Origin of the sequence: Burkholderia reimsis (assembly GCF_003294055.1) — a bacterium.
Classification (GTDB): domain Bacteria; phylum Pseudomonadota; class Gammaproteobacteria; order Burkholderiales; family Burkholderiaceae; genus Burkholderia; species Burkholderia cepacia.
The window spans coordinates 1-20,873 of record NZ_QMFZ01000004.1 but is presented as its reverse complement, the minus strand read 5'-3'; the positions used below and the strand labels follow the sequence as shown (position 1 = coordinate 20,873).

The window sequence follows — 20,873 nt, the reverse complement described above, 5'->3', positions numbered from 1 at the left end:
AAACAAATTAATAAATACAATCGAGATGGTCAGACCATTGGCGGCCTATCACGCTTTCCAGACCGCTTTCAACAGCTTTTGTGTGTAAGGATGTGACGGTCTGCTGAAGATGTCGGCCACCTCTCCCGACTCGACGACGGCCCCGCCCTGCATCACCGCGACGCGGTGCGCCATCGCCCCGATCACCTCCAGGTCGTGGCTGATGAATACATAGCCGAGGTTGTATTTCTGTTGCAAATTCGCGAGCAGCTTGAGCACCTGCTGCTGGATCGACACGTCGAGCGCGGACGTCGGCTCGTCGAGGATCAGGATGCGCGGTTCCAGCACCAGCGCGCGCGCGATCGCGATCCGCTGGCGCTGCCCGCCCGAGAATTCGTGCGGGTAACGGTGCAGCACCGTGCGGTCGAGGCCGACTTCGCGCAGCACCGCGAGCGACTTCGCGCGACGCGCATCGGGCGTCATGTCCGGGCGATGCAGTTCGAGCCCCTCGCCGACGATCCGCTCGATCGTGTGACGCGGAGAAAGCGAACTGAACGGATCCTGAAAGACCACCTGCATGTTCGAGCGCAGGGCGGTCTGTTCGCGGCCGCGATAGGTCGACAGCGCGCGCCCCTGGAATTCGATCGTGCCGCCGGCCGTCTTTTGCAGGCCGAGCAGCGCCATCGCGAGCGTCGACTTCCCGGATCCCGATTCACCGACGATGCCGAGCGTCTCGCCCTGCCGCACCGACACCGACACATCCGCGACGGCCGTCACGGGTACCGAGCCGAACCAGCCCGCGATGCCCGGCCGCTTGCGCGCAAACTGCACGCTCACGTGGCGGGCGTCGAGCACGACGGGCGCGATCGGCATCACCGGCGCGACCGCGCGTTGCGGCCGGCTGTTCAGCAGCCGCTGCGTATACGGATGCTCGGGTTCCGCGAAGATCCGCTCGACCGGCCCGCTCTCGACGAGCCGGCCGTGCTCCATCACCGCGACGCGATCCGCGAAGTGCCGCACGAGATTCAGGTCGTGCGTGATCAGCAGGATCGCCATCCCGCGCTTTTCCGCTTCCTCGCGCTGCAGTTCCAGCAGCAGGTCGACGATCTGCGCGCGGATCGTCACGTCGAGCGCGGTGGTCGGCTCGTCGGCCAGCAGCAGGCGCGGCCGGCAGGCGAGCGCCATCGCGATCATCGCCCGCTGCCGCTGGCCGCCCGACAACTGGTGCGGATAGCTGTCGACACGCTTCTCCGGCTCCGCGATGCCCGTGCGCGCCAGCAGAGCGATCGCACGCTTGCGCGCCTCGACCGCCGATACGCCGTCGTGCAGCACGATCGTCTCGCCGATCTGCACGCCGATCGTATACAGCGGGTTGAGCGCCGTCATCGGTTCCTGGAAGATCATCGCGATGTCCGAGCCGCGCAGCCCGCGCATCTCGCGCTCGCTCTTGCCAGCCAGGTCCTGCCCCGCGAAGCGGATCGCCCCGCTCACGTCGGCGTCGCGCAGCAGCCGCAGGATCGATAGCGCGGTCACGCTCTTGCCGGAACCCGATTCGCCGACCAGCGCGACGCGCTCGCCGCGACCGATCTCGAGCGTCACGTCGTCCACCGCGACCGTGTCGCCGAAGCGTACATGCAGATGCTCGAGCGCCAGCAGCGGCTCATGCTGCGTCGATACGACCGCCTCGCTCATCGCTGGCCTCCCGCCGCGCGCACCGAATCGGCGATCCGCGTATCGAGTGCGTTGCGCAGCGCGTCGCCCATGAAGGTCAGCAACAGCAGCGTCGTGACCAGCACGCCGAAGGTCGACAACGAGATCCACCATGCGTCGAGGTTGCCCTTGCCCTGCGCGAGCAGTTCGCCGAGGCTCGGGGTCGGCGGCGGCACGCCGAGCCCGAGGAAATCGAGGCTCGTGAGCGCGAGGATCGAGCCGCTCATCCGGAACGGCAGGAACGTGATCACCGGCGTGAGGCTGTTCGGCAGCACATGGCGCCAGATGATCTGCCAGTTCGTGAGCCCCATCGCGCGCGCCGCGCGCACGTAGTCCTGCGTGCGGTTGCGCAGGAATTCCGCACGCACGTAGTCGGCGAGCCCGATCCAGCCGAACAGCGACAGCAGCACGATCAGCAGCAGGAAACTCGGCTCGAAGATCGACGCGAAGATGATCAGCAGGTACAGCTCGGGCAGCGAACTCCAGATCTCGATCAGGCGCTGCCCGACGATGTCGATGCGCCCGCCGAAGAAGCCCTGCACAGCGCCCGCGGCGATCCCGAGCAGCGTGCCGATCATGGTCAGGATCAGCCCGAACTCGACCGACACGCGGAACCCGTACACGAGCCGGGCGAGCAGGTCGCGGCCCTGCGCGTCGGTGCCGAGCCAGTTCGCGCGCGACGGCGGCGCGGGGTTCGGCACGTTCGAGAAGTAGTTCAGCGTGTCGTAGTAGTAATGGTTCGGCGGGTAGACGACGAAGTTGCCGGGCGCCTCGAGCCGCTTGCGCACATACGGATCGAGATAGTCGGCCGGCGTCGGGAAATCGCCGCCGAAGGTCGTCTCCGGATACGCATGGAACATCGGGAAATAGGTCTGGCCGTCGTAACGCACGACGAGCGGCTTGTCGTTCGACCACAGCGGCGCCGCGAGGCTCGCGGCGAACGCAACGACGAAGATCACGAAGCTCCAGTAGCCGAGGCGCTGCTGCCTGAAGCGCTGCCATACGCGGCGCGCGGGAGACGGCGACACGCGGGCGCGCGCCGCGTCGATGTGGGACGACACGACGGCCCGGTTCATCGCGCACCTCGCCCGGTGACGCCGGGCATGCAGACGGACGGTTTCATGTCAGCGCTCCAGGGTGTCGAATTGAATGCGCGGATCGACCCACACATAGCAGAGATCGGAGATCAGCTTGGTCGCAAGGCCGATCAGCGTGAACAGGTACAGCGTGCCGAGCACGACCGGATAGTCGCGCCGCACGACCGATTCGTACGACAGCAGCCCGAGGCCGTCGAGCGAGAACAGCGTCTCGATCAGCAGGCTGCCCGTGAAGAACGCACCGATGAACGCGGCCGGAAAACCAACGATCAGCGGCAGCATCGCGTTGCGGAACACGTGCTTCCACAGCACGCTGCGCTCGGAGAGCCCCTTCGCGCGCGCGGTCAGCACGTATTGCCGGCGGATCTGGTCGAGGAACGCATTCTTCGTGAGCATCGTGACGACCGCGAAGCTGCCGACGACCGACGCCGTGATCGGCAGCGCAATGTGCCACAGGTAGTCGAGCACCTTGCCGACGAGCGACAGCTGGGCGAAGTTGTCCGACGTGAGCCCGCGCAGCGGGAAAAGCTGCCAGAACGAGCCGCCGCCGAACAGCACGAGCAGCAGCACGCCGAGCACGAAGCCCGGAATCGCATAACCGACGAGCACGACGAGGCTCGTCGCGACGTCGAACGGCGAACCGTTGCGCACGGCCTTCGCGATGCCGAGCGGCACCGAGATCAGGTATGTGAGGAAGAACGTCCACAGCCCGATGCTGATCGACACGGGCAGCTTCTGCACGACCAGCGACCACACGCTCTGGTGGCGGAAGTAACTTTCGCCGAGATCGAAGCGCGCGAAGCGCTTCAGCATCAGCCAGTAGCGTTCGAGCGGCGGTTTGTCGAAACCGTACAGCGCCTTCAGCTGCGCGAGCTGCTGCGCGTCGACGCCGGTGTGCGCGCGCATCCCGAACGGCACCGCACCCTGCTCCGTCGCGCCCTTGCGCAATTCCTGCACGGCCTGTTCGACGGGGCCGCCCGGTACGAACTGGATCACCGCGAACGTGAGCGTCAGCACGCCGACGAGCGTCGGGATCATCAGCAGCAGGCGTTTGAGGATGTAGCTCCACATGGGCGTCGACTCGCGATCGGTAGGCAGGGTTGGACGTAGGGCGGCGTGGCTCAGTGATCGGGCTTCGCCCACCAGGTCGACACGACCCAGCCCTCGGCCGAATAGTACAGCGGCAGCGTCTGCGGGTAGCCGAGCGTGCGCTTGTACGCGATCCGGTGCGTCGTGCTGTACCACTGCGGGACCGCGTAGTAGCCATGCATCAGCACGCGGTCGAGCGCGTGTGTCGCATCGAGCAATTCGTCGCGCGACTGCGCGGTGCCGAGTGCGTGCAGCAGCGCGTCGACGGCCGGTGACTTCAGCCCGATGAAGTTGTCGGAGCCCGGCTCGTCGGCGAACTTGCTGGCGTAACGCGAGTATTGCTCGGCCCCCGGCACCTGCACGCCCGGCAGGCGGATCGTCGTCATGTCGTAGTCGAACGCGTCGAGGCGCTTTTGCAGCAGCGCGAAATCGGCCGTTCGAAAGCGTGCATCGATGCCGAGCTTCGCCAGATTGCGCTGATAGGCCGTCACGACACCTTCCATCGCGGCGCCCGAATCGTCGAGGATCTCGAACGTGAACGGCTCGCCTTTCGCATTGCGCAGCGCGCCGTCGCGATAGGTCCAGCCGGCCTGCGCGAGCAGCGTGCGCGCCTTCAGCAGGTTCGCGCGCAGCGAGCCCGGCGGATTCGTGTCCGGCTGAGTGACCATCGGCCCGAACACGGCCGGGTCGAGCTGCGCGCGCAGCGGCTCCAGCAACTTCAGCTCGCCGGGGCCGGGCGTGCCGGTCGCCTGCAGGTCGGTGTCGGCGAAGTAGCTGTCCAGACGCGTGTAGGCGCTGTAGAACAGCTGGCGGTTCAGCCATTCGAAGTCGAACGCAAGGTCAAGCGCCTGGCGCACGCGCACGTCGCGAAACAGCGGCCGGCGCAGGTTCATGAAGAAGCCCTGCATGCCGGCGCCGTTGTGCTGGCGGAATTCGCGCTTGACGAGCTCGCCGCTGTCGAAACGCTTGCCGACGTCGCGGCGCGTCCAGTTGCGCGCGATGTACTCGACGAGCACGTCGTATTCGCCCGCCTTGAACGCTTCGAGCCGCGCAACGCCATCGCCGTACAGCTTGTAGACGATCCGTTCGAAGTTGTTGGTGCCCACCCGCACCGGCAGGTCGGCACCCCAGTACGCCGGGTTGCGCCGGTAAGTGATCGTCCGGCCGTTGTCGTAGCGCTCGATCAGGTACGGGCCGCTGCCGATCGGCTGCTCGAACGCGAGCTGGTCGAACGGGATGCGCGAGCCGTCCGCGCGCAATCCCCACTTGCGCGAAAACACCGGCACGCCGCCGGCGATCAGCGGCAGTTCACGATTCGCGCTGCGGAACTCGAAACGCACGGTGGCGGGATCAACCACCACGGCCTTCGTGATTTCCGCGAAATACGCGCCGAACTGCGGCGCGGCCAGCTTGCTCTTCAGTGTGTCGAACGAGAACTTGACGTCGTCGGCCGTGACCGGGTCGCCATTGGAAAAGCGCGCGCGCGGATTCAGGTGGAACGTGACCGAACGGCGATCCGGTGCGATGTCGATGTCGTCGGCGAGCAGCCCGTACGCGGACGCCGGCTCGTCCGAACTGCCGGTCGCGAGGCTCTCGAACAGCATGTCGATGCCCGGCGCGGGATTGCCGCGCATCGTAAACGGGTTGAACTTGTCGAACGAGGTCAGCCGGTTGGGGTTCGCGAGCACGAGCGTGCCGCCCTTCGGCGCGTCGGGGTTGACGTAGTCGAAATGCCTGAAGCCCGGCGGATACTTCGGCTCGCCGTACTGCGCAATGGCGTAGGCCGCGTGCGCGGCGGTCGCGGCCAGCGCCGCCTGCAACACGAACACCGCGGCCGTGCGGCCGGCAACCCGTACGGCACGGCGGACACGCACGGCGGCCCGGGGCGAACCCTTCGTCATAGAGGCCCTGTCGCTCGAATGAGGGTAGTAACGAGGGACGATTCTACCCATTCAATCCGTCGGGCCAAAAGAAAACCGCCATGCAGGCGGTTTCTTCGTCAGCGGACGTTGCGCGCACATCACGCGTGCGCCCTGTCGATCAACGCCAGCCGTTGTGGCGACCGTTGTCCCAATGGCCGTGACCGCGATCCCAGCCGGGGCGGCCGCCGTGACGGCGGTACCACTCGTCGCGGCCCCAGTAGCGACGGCCGTCCCAGTAGCGGTCGCCATGCCAGCCGATCACGATAGTCGGCGCCGGTGCGTAGACGGGTGCCGGCGCGTAGACCGGCGCAGGCTGATAGACGACCGGCGGCGGAGGCGGCGGCGCATACACAGGTGCGGGCGCGACGTAGACCGGTGCCGGAACGCCGAGATTGATCCCGACATTGACTCCCGCCATTGCTGCGCCCGACACGAGCAAGGCCGTCATACCGGTCAAGAGCGAGGCAATACGCAAGGTCTTCATGGATTCCTCTTTGGGGGTTGTTGGATGTGTGATTCGACTATAACGGCAAGCGTTGCCCCCGCATATTTCAAGTTTGTAAGAACTGATGCGCGGCATCGCAACGGCAAGCTTGCGCTAACGTCTTGTAACAATCGACGGCCCGACGGAGGCGTCCAGGCTCCCTTCCGCCTTCGCCGGTAGGCGTTCGCACCGGCCATGCGCGCGCGCCGAATCACACAGTCGACGCCCCCCGATACCACCCTGGCGGGCCGCAGCGCCCTTCTCGCGGACGAAAAAAAAGCGGCACCTTCGTGCCGCTTCTCCGGTCGACGCATCGCGCCGCGATGCCGCTCAGCGCGACATCATGTTCATGCTGACGTTGTGCATCACCCACAGCGTGCCGACGATCAGGATCGCCGCGGTCAGCACCGTGTAGCTGAACGCCATCACGTTCCAGCGCTGGCCCGACGAGCCGTTCATGTGCAGGAAGTACACGAGGTGCACGACGATCTGCACGAACGCGAGCACGGCAAGCGCGATCAGCGACGCGTGCGGCGACAGCACGCCGCCCATCACGAGGCCGAACGACGCGGCCGTGAGCAGCACCGACAGGATGAAACCGGCGACATAACCGCCGACACTGCCGTGCCCTTCTTCGAGTTGAGACGAATGCGAATGGGCCATTTAGATCACGCTCGCGAGATAGACAAAGGAAAACACGCAGATCCACACGATGTCGAGGAAGTGCCAGAAGAGGCTCAGGCACGTCAGGCGTCGCAGGTCGCGATCGGTCAGGTCGCCGCCGCGAAACACGATCTGCCCGGCGAGCACGATCATCCACAGCAGCCCGGCCGTCACGTGCAGCCCGTGCGTACCGACCAGCGTGAAGAACGCCGACAGGAACGCGCTGCGCTGCGGGCCCGCGCCTTCCGCGATCAGGTGCGAGAACTCGCGCAGCTCCATCACGAGAAACGCCGCGCCGAGCACGAACGTCACCGCGAGCCACGCGAGCAGCGCGCCACGCCGCTGCTTGTACGCGGCGAGCATCGCAAAACCGTACGTGATGCTCGACAGCAGCAGCGCGGCGGTTTCCACCGCGACGCCCGGAATGTCGAACAGGTCTTTCGCGGTCGGCCCGCCCGCATACTGCTGGCCAAGCACCGCGAACGTCGCGAACAGCGCGGCAAAGATCACGCAGTCGGTCATCAGGTACAGCCAGAACCCGAACACCGAATGCGACGGCGGATGGTCGTCGTGCTCGAGCAGGGTCGCGCTCAAGGTTTTCTGCAACATCAGTTGGCCTCCAGTTCCACGTCGTCGACGCGCGCGGCCACGCGCTGCGTCGGCTGCTTGTCTTCGGTCTTGCGCACCGTCGACGCAGGGATGTAATAACCGTCGTTATCGCGCGAGCTGTAGATCACGAGCGTCGCGACGATCCCGACGAGCCCGCCGATCGCCATCCACCAGATGTGCCACACCAGCGCGAAGCCGAGCACCAGGCTGAAGATCGCCACCACGAGGCCCGCGCAGGTATTCGACGGCATGTGGATGTCGCGGAACGACGCCGGGTTCGGCCGGCCTTCGCCGCGCGCCTTCATGTCCGCATACGCGTCGAGCGTGCGCACCTGCGGGATCACCGCGAAGTTGTAGTCGGCCGGCGGCGACGAGGTCGCCCACTCCAGCGTGCGGCCGCCCCACGGATCGCCTGTCGTGTCGCGGTATGCCGGCAGGTTGCGGTTGCGGATGCTGACTACCAGTTGCAGCAACTGGCACGCAATGCCGACCGCGATCAGCACGGCGCCGAATGCGGCGACCAGCAGCCACGGATGCCAGGCCGGGTTGTCGTAGTGGTTGAGCCGGCGCGTCATGCCCATGAAGCCGAGCACGTAGAGCGGCACGAACGCGACGTAGAAGCCGACCTGCCAGAACCAGAACGCAGCCTTGCCCAGCTTCTCGTTCAGCTTGAAGCCGAACGCCTTCGGGAACCAGTAGTTGAAGCCCGCGAGATAACCGAACAGCACGCCGCCGATGATCACGTTGTGGAAGTGCGCGATCAGGAACAGGCTGTTGTGCAGCACGAAGTCCGCACCCGGAATCGCCATCATCACGCCGGTCATGCCGCCGATCGTGAACGTGACCATGAAGCCGATCGTCCACAGCACGGGCGTCGTGAATTCGATCCGGCCGCGATACATCGTGAACAGCCAGTTGAACACCTTCACGCCGGTCGGGATCGCGATGATCATCGTCATGATGCCGAAGAACGCGTTCACGTTCGCACCCGAGCCCATCGTGAAGAAGTGGTGCAGCCACACGAGGAACGACAGCACCATGATCGCGCAGGTCGCGTACACCATCGTCTTGTAGCCGAACAGCGGCTTCTTCGCGAACGTCGCGATGACTTCCGAGAAGATCCCGAACGCCGGCAGGATCAGGATGTACACCTCCGGATGGCCCCACGCCCAGATCAGGTTCAGGTACAGCATCGCGTTGCCGCCGGCTTCGTTCGTGAAGAAGTGCATGCCGAGGTAACGGTCGAGGCCGAGCAGCGCGAGCGTCGCGGTCAGGATCGGGAACGACGCCATGATCAGCACGTTCGTGCAGAGCGCGGTCCACGTGAACACCGGCATCTTCATCAGCGTCATGCCCGGCGCGCGCATCTTGATGATCGTCACGAAGAAGTTCACGCCGGTCAGCAGCGTGCCGACACCCGATATCTGCAGCGCCCACAGGTAGTAGTCGACCCCTACCCCCGGACTGAACTGCAGCTCCGACAGCGGCGGATACGCGAGCCAGCCCGTCTGCGCGAATTCGCCGATCACGAGCGACACGTTGATCAGGATCGCACTGACGGCCGTCATCCAGAAGGAGAGCGAGTTGATGAACGGGAATGCGACGTCGCGCGCGCCGATCTGCAGCGGCACGACCAGGTTCATCAGGCCGACCATGAACACCATCGCCATGAAGAAGATCATGATCACGCCGTGTGCCGTGAAGACCTGGTCATAGTGGTGCGGCGGCAGGTAGCCGGGCCCGTTGTACGAGAGCGCGAGCTGCATGCGCATCATGATCGCGTCGGCGAAGCCGCGCAGCAGCATGATCAGCGCGACGATGATGTACATCACGCCGAGTCTCTTGTGGTCGACCGTGGTCAGCCATTCCGTCCACAGCCATTTCCACCGGCCGGTGATCGTCAGCGCGGCGAGAATGCCCAGCACGACCAGCCCCATGAAGGCGCCTGCCCCCATGATGATGGGCTGATCGAACGGGATCGCCGAGAGTGTGAGTTTGCCGAACATGCGTTACCCCTTCGTGCCGCAGGCGGCGTCCTTCAGGTCGAGGACGTGGCCATCGTTGTATTTCGCGATGATGTTGTGGAAGAGCCGCGGATCGACCGACGAGAAGTAGCGCACCGGCGCCTTCTCGCTCGGCTGGGCGACGGTACCGTACACGGTCGCGTCGAGACGGTCGGGCGAGGCCTTCACCTTCTGCACCCATGCATCGAACTGTTCGCGCGGCTCGGCGAGCGTGCGGAACTTCATGTCGGAGAAGCCGCGGCCGCTGAAGTTGGCGGACGTGCCCGCGTAGTTGCCGGGCTCGTCGGCGATCAGGTGCAGGCGCGTCTGCATGCCGGCCATCGCATAGACCTGGCCGCCGAGCTGCGGGATGAAGAACGAGTTCATCACCGAATCCGACGTGATGCGGAAGTTCACCGGCGTGCCGACCGGAATCGCGAGCTGGTTCACCGATGCGATGCCGAGTTCCGGATAGATGAACAGCCACTTCCAGTCGAGCGCGACGACCTCGACGTCGATCGGCTTCACCGACGACTCGAGCGGCTTGTACGGGTCGAGCTCGTGCGTGGTCTTCCACGTGAGCACGCCGAGGAACAGGATGATCAGCGTCGGCACCGTCCAGATCACGACCTCGATCGCGGTCGAGTGCGACCAGTTCGGCGCGTAGGTGGCGCTGCGGTTCGATGCGCGGTAACGCCACGCGAACCACAGCGTGAGCAGGATCACCGGCACGACGACGACCAGCATCGCCCAGGTGGACGTCGCGATCAGCGCCTTTTCGGCAGCACCCACGCTTCCTTTCGGATTTAGTACATCTAAATTACATCCTGACAGGCTCAGGGCCGCGCCGATCGACATCAGCGCCACCCCGCCTTTTGAAGCTCTTCTTTTCATCACACCGCCCGAGGGTCATTGAATCCGTTTGCGTATGCCCGATGCGCATTCGATCCACGAAAGTGGCCGAATCATACGTCGCGCGAGTGCGATGAAGAACCAGCTAATGCGGAAAATCATCATTGCAGAATCTGTTGTGAGACACATTGTCGCGGGGCAATTTCACGCAGCCGCAAGCGGGCCCGGCGCTACCTGCGCCGGACCGAGATCGATGTGCACGCAACGGCTGTACCGCCGTGCGATGAGCCCCGCTCGCGCGAAGTGCCGCGATCAGCCGCGCGTCGATGCCATGTACGACGGCTGCGGCTGCGCTGGGCTGTCCCCTGCCGGCAGCTTCGAATGGCTCGCGTCTTGGATCAGCCTTCCGACAGTCGGATCGATCGCGTCGGTGAACGGCTTCGGATCGATGCCGACCGCCAGCACGACCAGTGCGAGCGACGCGAACATCACGATCTCGCGACGGTTCAGGTCGGCGAGCTTCGCGATCCGCTGGCTCGCGACCTTGCCGAACACGACGCGCTTGAGCATCCACAGCGTGTACGACGCGCTGAGGATCAGCGTCAGAGCCGCGATCGCGCCGATCCAGAAGTTGAAGCGGATCGCGCCCATGATGACCATGAACTCGCCGACGAAGCCCGACGTGCCCGGCAGGCCGACGTTGGCCATCGCGAACAGGACCGTGAAGGTCGCGAAACGCGGCATCACGCCCGCGACGCCGCCGTACGCGGCAATCTCGCGCTGCTTCGTGCGGTCGACGAGCACGTTCACGCACAACAGCATCGCGCCCGCGACGAAGCCGTACGACACGAGCTGCACGATCGCGCCTTCGACGCCGATCCGGTTGAACAGGAACAGCCCGAGCGTGACGATCCCCATGTGCGCGACCGTCGAATACGCGAGCAGCTTGCCGAGATCGGTCTGGGCGAGCGCGATCAGGCTCGCATAGACGATCGCGAACAGCGACAGCGCGATCACGGCCGGCGCGAAGAAGTGGCTCGCGTCGGGTGTCACCGGCAGCGCGAAGCGCAGGAACCCGTAGCCGCCGAGCTTGAGCATCGCGAGCATCAGCGCGGCGCCCGTCGGGCCGTCGGTATAGACGTCGCTCAGCCACGTGTGGACCGGCCACATCGGCACCTTGACCGCGAAGGCGGCGAAGAAGCCGAGGAACACCAGCAACTGCGGCGCGAAGCCGAGCTGCAGCGTGCGCCAGACGGCCATGTCGAACGTGTGCGACTGCGCGTACAGGTACAGCATCGCCATCAGCAGCAACAGCGAGCCGGCGAACGAGATGAAGAAGAACTTCACGGCCGCGTACACGCGGCGCTCGCGCCCCCATGTGCCGATCAGCAGGTAAAGCGGGATCAGCGTCGCCTCGAAGAAGATGAAGAACAGCAGCCCGTCCTGTGCGACGAACACGCCGACCATCAGCCCCGACAGGATCAGGAACGACGCGTAGTACTGCGCGACGCGCACCGTGACCGACTCCCACGACGCCACGACCACCACGAGCGTCGTGAACGCGGTCAGCACGACGAGCCACAGCGACGCACCGTCGATGCCGACCCGCCATCCGGAATTGAATGCCGCCAGCCAGTTGCGGCTCTCGACGAACTGCATCGCGGCCGAGTGCGCATCGAAACCGGCGACCAGCGGAACGACGGCCGCAAGCCCCACCAGCGCGCCGACGAGCGCGATCAGCCTCGTTCGACGTGGATGATGGTCGGAACCGGCACGCAGCAGGCACGCGCCGAACAGGATCGGAGCCCAGATGGCCAGGCTCAGGAAAGGAAAATCATGCATGTCAACAGGGCCTTGATGAAGTCGCGCACTGCATCGGGGACAGGCGAGACGAAAGGAACGAAATCAAATCGACAGAAAGATTTCGTGAATCGCCAATGTTGGCAAAATGTAAAGCAGCATCACGGGAAAGCTTGATGCCGCTCAAACGCGATCGGGTTAACCAGCATAAGGCGATTGATTATTTTCTGCAGCGCAGCAGAGCATCGATTTCCACAACCCACTTTATCTTTATGATTTTTATGAGTAATTTTTTGTATTGCTTGATCGGGAAGATTGCAGAAATCGACGCAGCGCCGCATTTTTGACATCCGCCTGCCATTTCGGAGGGTCGGAACGAGCCGATTGGCACAGGACAAGACGGGGAAAACGCAGCCCTGATTTCTTACAAGACGCCTTTCATTTTTATTTCACATCGTCTTGCTCGACGCGGATCGAGCGAAGGGTCGCGCCGCCCCCTCTCCACACTCTCGCGGCCATGCACGACATCCCGCAACGCGGGCGGGTCACGCGCTACGGAGAACGGATCGATCACGAGCAGCAATGCCGCCCTGCTTCATCGCGACGAGAGGCGCGACGATCGCGTGGACTCCTCCGCGCAGGATCTGCGGGCGCTCGCAATACACGCGTATGCCGTCGGCCATCGCGTGCCGCCGTGCGGAACGCGCGCGGTCGCCGACAAAACGATGAATCGATGAGAGAAGACAGCCGGAACGGAACGCTGGCTCGCCAAGAGCATCACCTCGAGTCGCGCCGGACGATACGCGCCCTATCGCGCACGATCACCGCTCGACCCGAGCACTCATTGGACATTGAGCACCACGCCCACATCGGCCGGCGGACGAGATCCAGCCGCATCGCGCGTCGGGCGCCCGACGGACCGGAAAAGAAAAAGCCCCGCAAGTCCGAGAACTTGCGGGGCTTTGTCACCGCTTTTGGCGGAGACGGAGACCGCCAAATGCAAGCCCAAGCCGATCCATTCCCATCCAAATATCTTCCAACAATTCAATCACTTGCACAATCCAATCATCCAATTTACGCTAACAGCTTCCAACCCCATCCAGCGTTTTCTGATGGGCTGAATGATAGGCTAGAAGATCGATGCTAACCGACAAACAAGCAAAAGCACTGAAACCGAGCGACAAGCCGGTCTTTGATGGAAAGGTCACTGGACTGCTGCTGACACCGTCCAAATCCGGCAGCAAATGGACCCTGCGCTTCACCAGTCCGGTGACGGGCAAACGGCGCGATGCCGGCCTTGGCACCTATCCCGAAACATCGATCGCCGAAGCTCGCGAAAAAGCCCTGGCTATGCGCAAGCTCATCGAAAGCGGCGAAGACCCGATCGACCAGCGCAACCGGGAGCGCGAAGCAGCTTCAGTCGTGGCAGCCGCCCTCACTTTCGAGAAAGCCGCTCGAAAGGTTCACGAAGAACTCAAACCGGGCTGGAAGAACGAAAAACATGCCGCCCAATGGCTAAGTACCCTTGAGACTTACGTCTTTCCCAAACTTGGGAACCGCAAGCTCGACGCGATCAGCCCTGGCGACTGCGCAGACGCCCTCCGCCCGATTTGGCTGACGAAGGTCGAGACGGCCAGCCGCACTCGGCAGCGGATGCACGCCGTCATGCAATGGGCATGGGCACACGGTCACATTACCGCGAACCCTATTAGCGTCGTAGATCATCTATTGCCCAAGCAATCCGGCAAGCCGGAGCACCAACCTGCGATGCCCTGGCAACAAGTTCCCAAGTTCGTCAGTGCACATCTTTCAGATCACAAGCCGACCGACAGCACGCGTGCGGCTCTGCTGCTTCTGATTTTGACCGCCACGCGAAGCGGTGAGGTCCGCGGCGCAACATGGGACGAATTCGACCTCTTTGGAAGCGTTTGGAATATTCCCGCCGCACGCATGAAGGCCAAGGAGCCACACCGCGTGCCGCTTTCAGAGAAAGCATTGGCCCTAGTCAAGTTGCTCAAACAACACCGGTCGCACGAGTCCCTGGTCTTCCCATCTCCCCGAGAAAAAGTGCTGAGCGACATGACTCTGACTGCGCTTCTCCGCCGCGTCAAAGCCGAGAGCGATACGGCTGAACGCTTCGCGACTGCCCACGGCTTTCGTTCAAGCTTTCGGGATTGGGCAAGTGAACACGGCTACGCGCGCGACCTTGCCGAGCGTGCGCTCGCGCACACCGTTGCGAATAAGGTTGAAGCTGCGTACCACCGAACCGACTTGCTGGAACAGCGACGTCCACTCATGGAAGCGTGGGCGCAGCACGTCTATTCCGGTTGACAGCACTTGTCAAAAGGACGGACATAAAGGGTTACAGGCAGGACTGCCTGTAACCCTTTATTGATTCTTGCATTGAGTAGGCATTTCGGGTCCGCATGAATCAATGTCGATCCATATTCGCTGGTGAACAACCTATGGCCGAGATGTCTACGCGTGGACTGCTCCGTCAGCTCTCAAGCGCCTGCTTCTTCCCTTAGCGGGATCGGCGAGCGTCCGGTACCCGTAACGAATCGTTGCAGTCGATCCCAAGCGGCCAAGTAGCGGTACTTCGGCACCGCGGCCAACTGATCGTCATGCACGGCCAGAAGGCACTCAAGCGCGGACTGTTCGTGTCCGGCCAACTGCCACTGGTGCCCTCGTTCGGCGCGTTCAATACAAGCGTCCAGTGCCGCCTCTGCCTGCCGATACAGATCGAGGTCGGCTCCGGATGCAGTTTCCTCCCGCAGATAGAACGCCAAATAAACGACACGCAGCAGATTGATAATCTGCTCCGATTCCCCCCGTCCGGCCCGAACCGTCGCGAACGCCAGGTGATTCTCCAGCGACAATGCTCGCACCTTCTCGGTCGACAACGGCAACAACATCTCTTTCGTCAGCCCGGCGCGACTTACACGCCGCATCGCACTTCTTCCCACCTTCTTATCCCTTCGCCCTTATCGGATCTTCATGCCGTCGATGGCGGCAATCCCATTACGCGGTCAGTCGTCGAGTTTCCCCGCTCCTTCATATCGGCTGCGCTTCCAGTTGTTCTTCGCACGGATACGATCCAGTATTGCGCAAGACGGGCACCAACTTCCCTGACGGACGCTGCCCGCTCGCGCCTGCCAAATGTGACCGCGATGGCATTGCCACGTCAGCTTGTGCTCCTTGCCGACGTAAGTGTCAGACAGGCATGCCCCGCCACGCTGAGCCGCCGTCTCCCGCATCTCCTCGATGCTCAGCCGTCGTCGATCGGCTGCACAGCGCCGGCACCACCGTCCCTGCAATACCAGCTGGCCAGTCACCATCCATTCATGCCCCTCCCGGCAACGGAACCGGTACTTTCCGGCTTGGCCGACGTACTCGGTCGACAGGCACACGCCGCCATGCGATTGCGCCGCCGCCTGAAGCCGTGTCAGCCCGTTCGCGTCGGTTTGCGACGCCGACCGAGCACACCGCAGGCACCATGTCCCGCGCAAAATCTCGCCGCCTTCCGCTTCCCATCGATGCCCCTTCACACACTCGACCGGATAATAGCTACGGGCACCCGTGTATGCCGTCGCCAAACATCGCCCCCCGTGCGCACGGGCTGCCGCGCGTAAGCGTTTCAGCCCGTCCGACAGCAGATTGCGCCTGGCGGATGCCTCGTGAGCGCACGAAGGACACCAGCTACCCTCGCTGATCTTGCGGCCTTGCGTTTCCCATTCGTGGCCTTCGGCACAGCGCAACCGATAGTATTCGAGCAGTCCTGTGAATGTCCCCCTGACGAGTTCACCGCCCTGCCCGGCAACTTTCGCCAGCCAGCTCTCGCGAATTGCTTCGTCTTCGCACTCAGCACATACCGGCTGTTTCCCGGCTCGATACAGAAGTGGCGTCGCGTGTCGCTCAAACCGGTGTCCGCGTCCACACTCGAAAACATATCGGGTGTGATAGCCTGCCCAAGTGTCCGACAGGCATCTCCAGCCGAATGTCTCGACGTACAGTTTGAGTTTTTCGAGCGACGGGTGATGTTTGGAATCAGTCACCGCTGCCGCCGTTCAACCGCCTACCCGCCAACGCCGGTCGATGACCAGCGCTGATTCGTGCCGTGGTGGCAAGGCACATCTCAGTTAGCCCCGGGAACACCGTCAAATTCTTTCCGCGCAAGCTCGCGAAGACGATTTCGCTTGGCCAATATGTTGCGGAAGAAATCGATCTCGAGCTTCACCGCCTCTTGCAGGAGAGGCTGCCTTTTTCCAGATACCTCCTCCTCAATCACGAGGGTCATCGTCTGTTGGTTTCCCGACTCTGACTTCTTGATCGTGTGATCAGTTATAAAGAAGCGCAGTCGTGCATTGGAATCACGTTTCCTCTTGATTCGCTGCCAGGACAGTTCGAAATGCTCGCTATTCTTCACTGCGCGTGCGAACAAGGAATGGTCTTTCGCGTCACAACCGATGGCTGACTGGTTACCGGCCATGTACAGCAATGCGTAGGGCACGTTGGATGTACTGACCTCCCGGTAGAGATACCCTTCCTGCTTGTGGAACTGTTCGAGCATCGATGCAAACAGTTGATCTGAAACCGACGAACCAAGAAATTTTTCGACCATGTAATGGACCGCGTCGGCGTGATTCACGAGTATGTCGACGATGCCCGCCGTAATTGGCCCAGGCCGTCGGGTCTTGTTTCGCCCGTTGAGCGATTTGGGATTTGCGAGAGAGCATTCGTCGTATGCGTCCTTGTCGAACTTGCCGATGTTCGCAACGTCACCTGCGGCATGCTTGGCGTATAACGGCAAGCTCTTTCCTTCCGCGTCTACCTTGTGGTCGACGTCCAGATTGACGACGTGTACAGGGTTGTCGCACTCCGGACAGACCGCATAGTGCATCGTCTTGCCGGTACGGCTCTGATACCAGGGATATTGCTTGCCAGTCGCAAAATGGAAGGCTCTCGCGGTTAACGTCTGACAATCGTGTTCGCCCTGCCGCAGCTTAAAAACGTTCATTGCTCACCTATCAATCGCAGTTGATCTCTCATGCCGGCGCGCCTAGCCTGGGAATGCAGCCCGCTTCCCGTCCAAATTGCCGCGCCACTCTGCAAGCTGCGCCCAGATGGATCGAGCTCAAACAGGTAACGGCGAAACGCCAGCAGCGACGACAGCATCCCTGCATACGACATGGCGATTCGCTCTCCCAACTTGCGCGGCCGGTTGCTTTTACATCGCGTGTTGAATGTCGAAGTCGTCACCAGGAGCCGAACGCTGCTTGAGCTGATTGAACGGCCCTACGTCGCATTTTGAGCACGGATCACAAGGGCAACGAGCCAACCCAAGCGGGTCAATCCATTAGCGTACCGAGAAACGTTGATTCCACCTGCAAGGCCGATCGGGTCCTTCGAGACGAACCAGCCCGACGACGGATCGTCGTATGTCGGTTATAGTGCAGCCCCGTTTCTAGCCATCAACCATGCTCATGAACACATCGGTTTGCGCATTCGACAGCGTTTGGTTAACCCGCTGTCGCAGTTCAGCTAAGAAATCTGGTCGCACAGCCAGTGTCTCGTCGTAAATGTCCTTCGAGTACCGCGTCACAAAGAGATCGCACCAGATGCGCAACGCCACGGCAAACGCCGTTGTGTCGTCTGAAACAAGATTCGCTTGCCATGATCCTGAACCATGACGCGCAAAGAGAATAGCGCAGTTGCTCTCCCTTACCATTCCGATAATTGGGTCGCCGCTTATCTCTCCAAGCACTACCCAATCATCCGGCCAGCTTGGTAAACGTTTCCCAGTCGTGTCGATTCGGTACCCGATCTGCCCTCCTTCCAGGCTCGCTTCGTTTCCGTACAGGTGAAGCCCTTCAGCCGACCAAGGAATCTGTAGGTCGGCGCCTCTTAGCGCCGATAGCCAAGTGGCAACTTCCTTATTCAACGACAACATTGATGCTACAGGCGTAGTCGTTTGACGCACGGCACTAGCGTCTACGCCTAGAATCTGACGTATTTCCTGGAAAACGCTATCGACAGTTTGCATTTTCATTCGCTCGTTGATGCTGATTGATCATTTCCGAACGGTCAATCAATCGACCCGATGTGGCGTTTTGATAGTTGCCTCGGTGTCCCTGCAAACTGTTCAAGTGGTCGCCACCATTCGGTCCGTTCGACAAGAAAACAATATTGCGCGGATCTCCAGCCCATCCAGGACTACTTTCAACGTTGTTTATGTGATGGCCCGTGAATCCGGTAACTTTCCCGGTACTGCGCAATTCGTCCATTTGCGTTGGCGTCCAGTCTACTGTCCCGGAACCCGTGGTCCTCAACAACTCCTGCTCGGCTTTCCACGCTCGGTTGATGCCCGTCTGACGAGAGCCCGCCATTGGTGTAAGGCCGTCTCTGATTTTATAACGGACCAAGTTGCAAGGTGCCAGCCCGAACGGGTCGACCCACGTTACTGGATTAAGCGCGTATTGATAGACGTTGATCCCACCCGCCAAGCCGATCGGGTCTTTCGATACGAAGCGCCCGCTGCCCGGATCGTAGTACCGGTGCCGGTTGTAGTGCAGCCCCGTCTCGCGATCGAAGTACTGCCCAGCAAAGCGCAGCGGATTCGTGATGCCTGCCTTCCGCGCCGCCTCGCTGATGGCTTCCTTCGCTTCGCCCCAAGCACGGTAGCGTGCCGACCACGCGACCTCACCCGACTCGTCCGTAAGTTCCTGTGGCGTGCCGATCTGGTCGCAATGATAGTACGCGACAGCAGTCAACGGCGGCACGTCGCCTTGGGCCAGTACCGCCGGCCCCGTGGCCTGTGCCAGCGGCGTGAAACTGCCCGGCTCGTATACATAGTGCGTGGTCTCACGCTTCTCCCACGACGTCTCACACGCGAGCGTGTCGCCATCCCATCCGTACAGCGTGAAGCCGTAGCCGCGCTCCTGTTTCAGACGCTGGCGCTCTGCATCCCGCCAGCCACTGCCCGCCCCTGCCAGATACGGTACCTGCGGCTCGGTCAGCTTCGCGATGCGACGGCCCAGCGCGTCGTACGTGTACGTCGCGCGCATATGCCGGTCGCTCGCCGTCACCATCCGGCCCAGACTGCTCCACCCGAACACGGTGCGCTCGCCGTTGTGCGAACGCTCCTGCAGGTTGCCCTGTTCGTCATACGTGAAGTGCGTACCGGCGTATTCCCTCAGCAGGTTGTCCAGCAACGGTGCAGACCGTGCGCCGCCGAGCACGCCAATGCCGTGTTCGTCACGGTCCTTCGCCTCCACGATATTGCTGGCCGGATCGAACGCGAACGTCTCCACGCCGAGCGACGACTGCGCACGCGTGAGCCGGCCGACGGGATCGTACGTGTACTGGATCTCGCCGCGCTGCATATCGGCGATTTGAACAAGCTGCCCCGCCGCATCGTACTGGTAACGGCGCTCCATCACCTTGCCGCCCGTGCCCTGCAGCGCCTGACGTGCAAGCCTTCCCGCCTGGTCGTACTCCGTCGCCTGCTTCAGCCCGTTGCCAAGCTCACGCACCGTCTCGCGGTGTGCGTCATCGCGCTCGAAGTTGGCAATCGACTTTCCATCAAGCATGAGTCCGTGCACGTGACCTGAGCCGTAGGTCAACCATTCGAGTCGTCTGCCGTCCGGACGCGTCGTGGCAGTGCGCGCACCCACCTCGTCGTACTCATGGCGCCAGACGAACTCGTAGTCTTCGCCCTCGACCGGCACGTTCAGGTGTTCGAGACTCAAGTTGCCGACCGGGTCGTAGAAACGCCGCACGCGCGACTGATCGTTAACCGCCTGCAGCAGTCGGCCCAACCCGTCGTACTGGAACGATTCGCTCTCGACCTTCACCTCCCCCTGCGGGTTCAGGAAGACCTGTCCGCGGTCGGTGAACTGGGCAGGCCAGCCGCGCCGCCGTTCAAGCCGGCCCATCGCATCGTATTCGAACGCCTGCATGACGCCGCCATACAGGCGGTTCGTCACGAGGCCACTGCCCGCCGCGCGGTAATACCACGTCTCCCGTCCGTCGAAATCCGTCTCGCTTGTCAGGCGCGCCGCCTTGTCGTATCCGAACCGGTACTCCCGTCCGTTCTCATTGCGCAGCGTCACGATCTGGCCGAGCGGGTTCCACGCGTATTCGAGCGAATCACCGCGCGCGTTCGTCCGCTTCGCAACGAGGCCCGCCGCCGTATAGCTGTAGCGCGTCGACCGGTTCAGCGCGTCGACGTGCTCGAGCAGACGGCCCTCGGCGTCGCGCGCATACGTGTCGCGCAGACCCGCAGGGCGCGTCACCCAGGCAAGTTGTCCAGCCTCATAGCCGTAGCGCGTCGCCTCGCCGGCGGCGTTTTTCGCCTCGACGAGCTGTCCGCGTTCGTCGTACTTCCACGTCGCGGTCTTGCCCGAGCAGTCCGTATAGCTGGCGATCTGCCCATCCAGCTGCCATGCAATCTTCTTCGTGCCGCCCTTCGGGTCGGTAATTGCGACTGGCAGTCCAGCGCGATCGTATTCGTACTTCGTGACCCTGCCGAGTGGGTCGAGCGCCTCGGTGACACGCCCCTTGCTGTCGTAGTAACGCTCCCAGCGGTGCCCTTCCGGGTCCTGCAGCCCGGTCAGGTTGCCGTGCCGGTCGTAGACGTAATGAGCCGTACGTCCATCCTGCTGCG

Annotated in this window: 17 protein-coding genes and 1 pseudogene; 2 read left to right on the top strand and 16 right to left on the bottom strand. The window is 62.8% G+C overall.

Annotation, left to right across the window (positions count from 1 at the left end; translation table 11 throughout):
* Positions 1-48: 48 nt before the first annotated feature.
* From DPV79_RS06680 to DPV79_RS06635, 10 genes are all read right to left on the bottom strand, one after another.
* A complete protein-coding gene (locus DPV79_RS06680) occupies positions 49-1,671 on the bottom strand; it encodes an ABC transporter ATP-binding protein (RefSeq protein ID WP_021162485.1) in 1,623 nt (540 codons plus the stop codon).
* A complete protein-coding gene (locus DPV79_RS06675; RefSeq protein WP_113045060.1) occupies positions 1,668-2,765 on the bottom strand; it encodes an ABC transporter permease in 1,098 nt (365 codons plus the stop codon). The genes DPV79_RS06680 and DPV79_RS06675 overlap by 4 nt, the downstream gene beginning before the upstream one ends.
* 48 nt (positions 2,766-2,813) lie before the next feature.
* The gene (locus DPV79_RS06670; RefSeq protein WP_059489115.1) at positions 2,814-3,857 is read right to left on the bottom strand and encodes a microcin C ABC transporter permease YejB; all 1,044 of its coding nucleotides are present in this window, start codon (positions 3,855-3,857) and stop codon (positions 2,814-2,816) included.
* 50 nt (positions 3,858-3,907) lie between these two features.
* Entirely contained in the window at positions 3,908-5,776 is a 1,869-nt protein-coding gene (locus DPV79_RS06665; protein WP_113045059.1) for an extracellular solute-binding protein, read from the bottom strand.
* A 139-nt stretch (positions 5,777-5,915) separates the two neighbouring features.
* A complete protein-coding gene (locus DPV79_RS06660) occupies positions 5,916-6,281 on the bottom strand; it encodes a hypothetical protein (protein WP_021162483.1) in 366 nt (121 codons plus the stop codon).
* 330 nt (positions 6,282-6,611) lie between these two features.
* Positions 6,612-6,944, bottom strand: a complete 333-nt coding sequence (gene cyoD, locus DPV79_RS06655; RefSeq protein WP_011352504.1) for a cytochrome o ubiquinol oxidase subunit IV — start codon at positions 6,942-6,944, stop codon at positions 6,612-6,614.
* A complete protein-coding gene (cyoC, locus tag DPV79_RS06650) occupies positions 6,945-7,553 on the bottom strand; it encodes a cytochrome o ubiquinol oxidase subunit III (RefSeq protein WP_021162482.1) in 609 nt (202 codons plus the stop codon). It lies immediately after the preceding gene.
* Entirely contained in the window at positions 7,553-9,559 is a 2,007-nt protein-coding gene (gene cyoB / locus DPV79_RS06645) for a cytochrome o ubiquinol oxidase subunit I (protein ID WP_021162481.1), read from the bottom strand. Before cyoB ends, cyoC begins: the two co-directional genes overlap by 1 nt.
* 3 nt (positions 9,560-9,562) lie before the next feature.
* Positions 9,563-10,450, bottom strand: coding sequence for a ubiquinol oxidase subunit II (cyoA, locus tag DPV79_RS06640; protein WP_042977071.1), 888 nt, complete (start codon positions 10,448-10,450; stop codon positions 9,563-9,565).
* 270 nt (positions 10,451-10,720) lie between these two features.
* Entirely contained in the window at positions 10,721-12,250 is a 1,530-nt protein-coding gene (locus DPV79_RS06635; protein WP_021162478.1) for a complex I subunit 4 family protein, read from the bottom strand.
* Positions 12,251-12,384: 134 nt separating this feature from the next.
* On the opposite strand from DPV79_RS06635, the gene DPV79_RS06630 reads away from it, so the two are divergent.
* Positions 12,385-12,555: a hypothetical protein gene (locus DPV79_RS06630; protein WP_165843490.1), complete on the top strand. Its 171-nt coding sequence runs from the start codon at positions 12,385-12,387 to the stop codon at positions 12,553-12,555.
* 793 nt (positions 12,556-13,348) lie between these two features.
* Complete coding sequence (locus DPV79_RS06625; RefSeq protein WP_113045057.1) at positions 13,349-14,539, top strand: tyrosine-type recombinase/integrase; 1,191 nt, start codon at positions 13,349-13,351, stop codon at positions 14,537-14,539.
* A gap of 173 nt (positions 14,540-14,712) precedes the next feature.
* Here the strand turns inward: DPV79_RS06625 and DPV79_RS06620 are convergent, their stop codons facing one another.
* The 6 genes and pseudogenes from DPV79_RS06620 to DPV79_RS06600 form a co-directional block, all read right to left on the bottom strand.
* Entirely contained in the window at positions 14,713-15,123 is a 411-nt protein-coding gene (locus DPV79_RS06620; protein WP_113045056.1) for a hypothetical protein, read from the bottom strand.
* Between the two features lie 114 nt (positions 15,124-15,237).
* Entirely contained in the window at positions 15,238-16,263 is a 1,026-nt protein-coding gene (locus DPV79_RS06615; protein WP_113045055.1) for a hypothetical protein, read from the bottom strand.
* 80 nt (positions 16,264-16,343) lie between these two features.
* A complete protein-coding gene (locus tag DPV79_RS06610; protein WP_113045054.1) occupies positions 16,344-17,225 on the bottom strand; it encodes a hypothetical protein in 882 nt (293 codons plus the stop codon).
* Between the two features lie 288 nt (positions 17,226-17,513).
* Positions 17,514-17,673: pseudogene (locus DPV79_RS43835) on the bottom strand (RHS repeat-associated core domain-containing protein); the annotation flags it as partial.
* Positions 17,673-18,251 (bottom strand): hypothetical protein, encoded by a 579-nt coding sequence (locus DPV79_RS41995; protein ID WP_133295622.1) that lies wholly within the window; start codon positions 18,249-18,251, stop codon positions 17,673-17,675. The pseudogene DPV79_RS43835 and the gene DPV79_RS41995, both read right to left, overlap by 1 nt.
* Positions 18,235-20,873, bottom strand: a 2,639-nt coding sequence (locus DPV79_RS06600; protein ID WP_208866709.1) for an RHS repeat-associated core domain-containing protein, incomplete at its 5' end; no start/stop codon positions are given. The genes DPV79_RS41995 and DPV79_RS06600, both read right to left, overlap by 17 nt.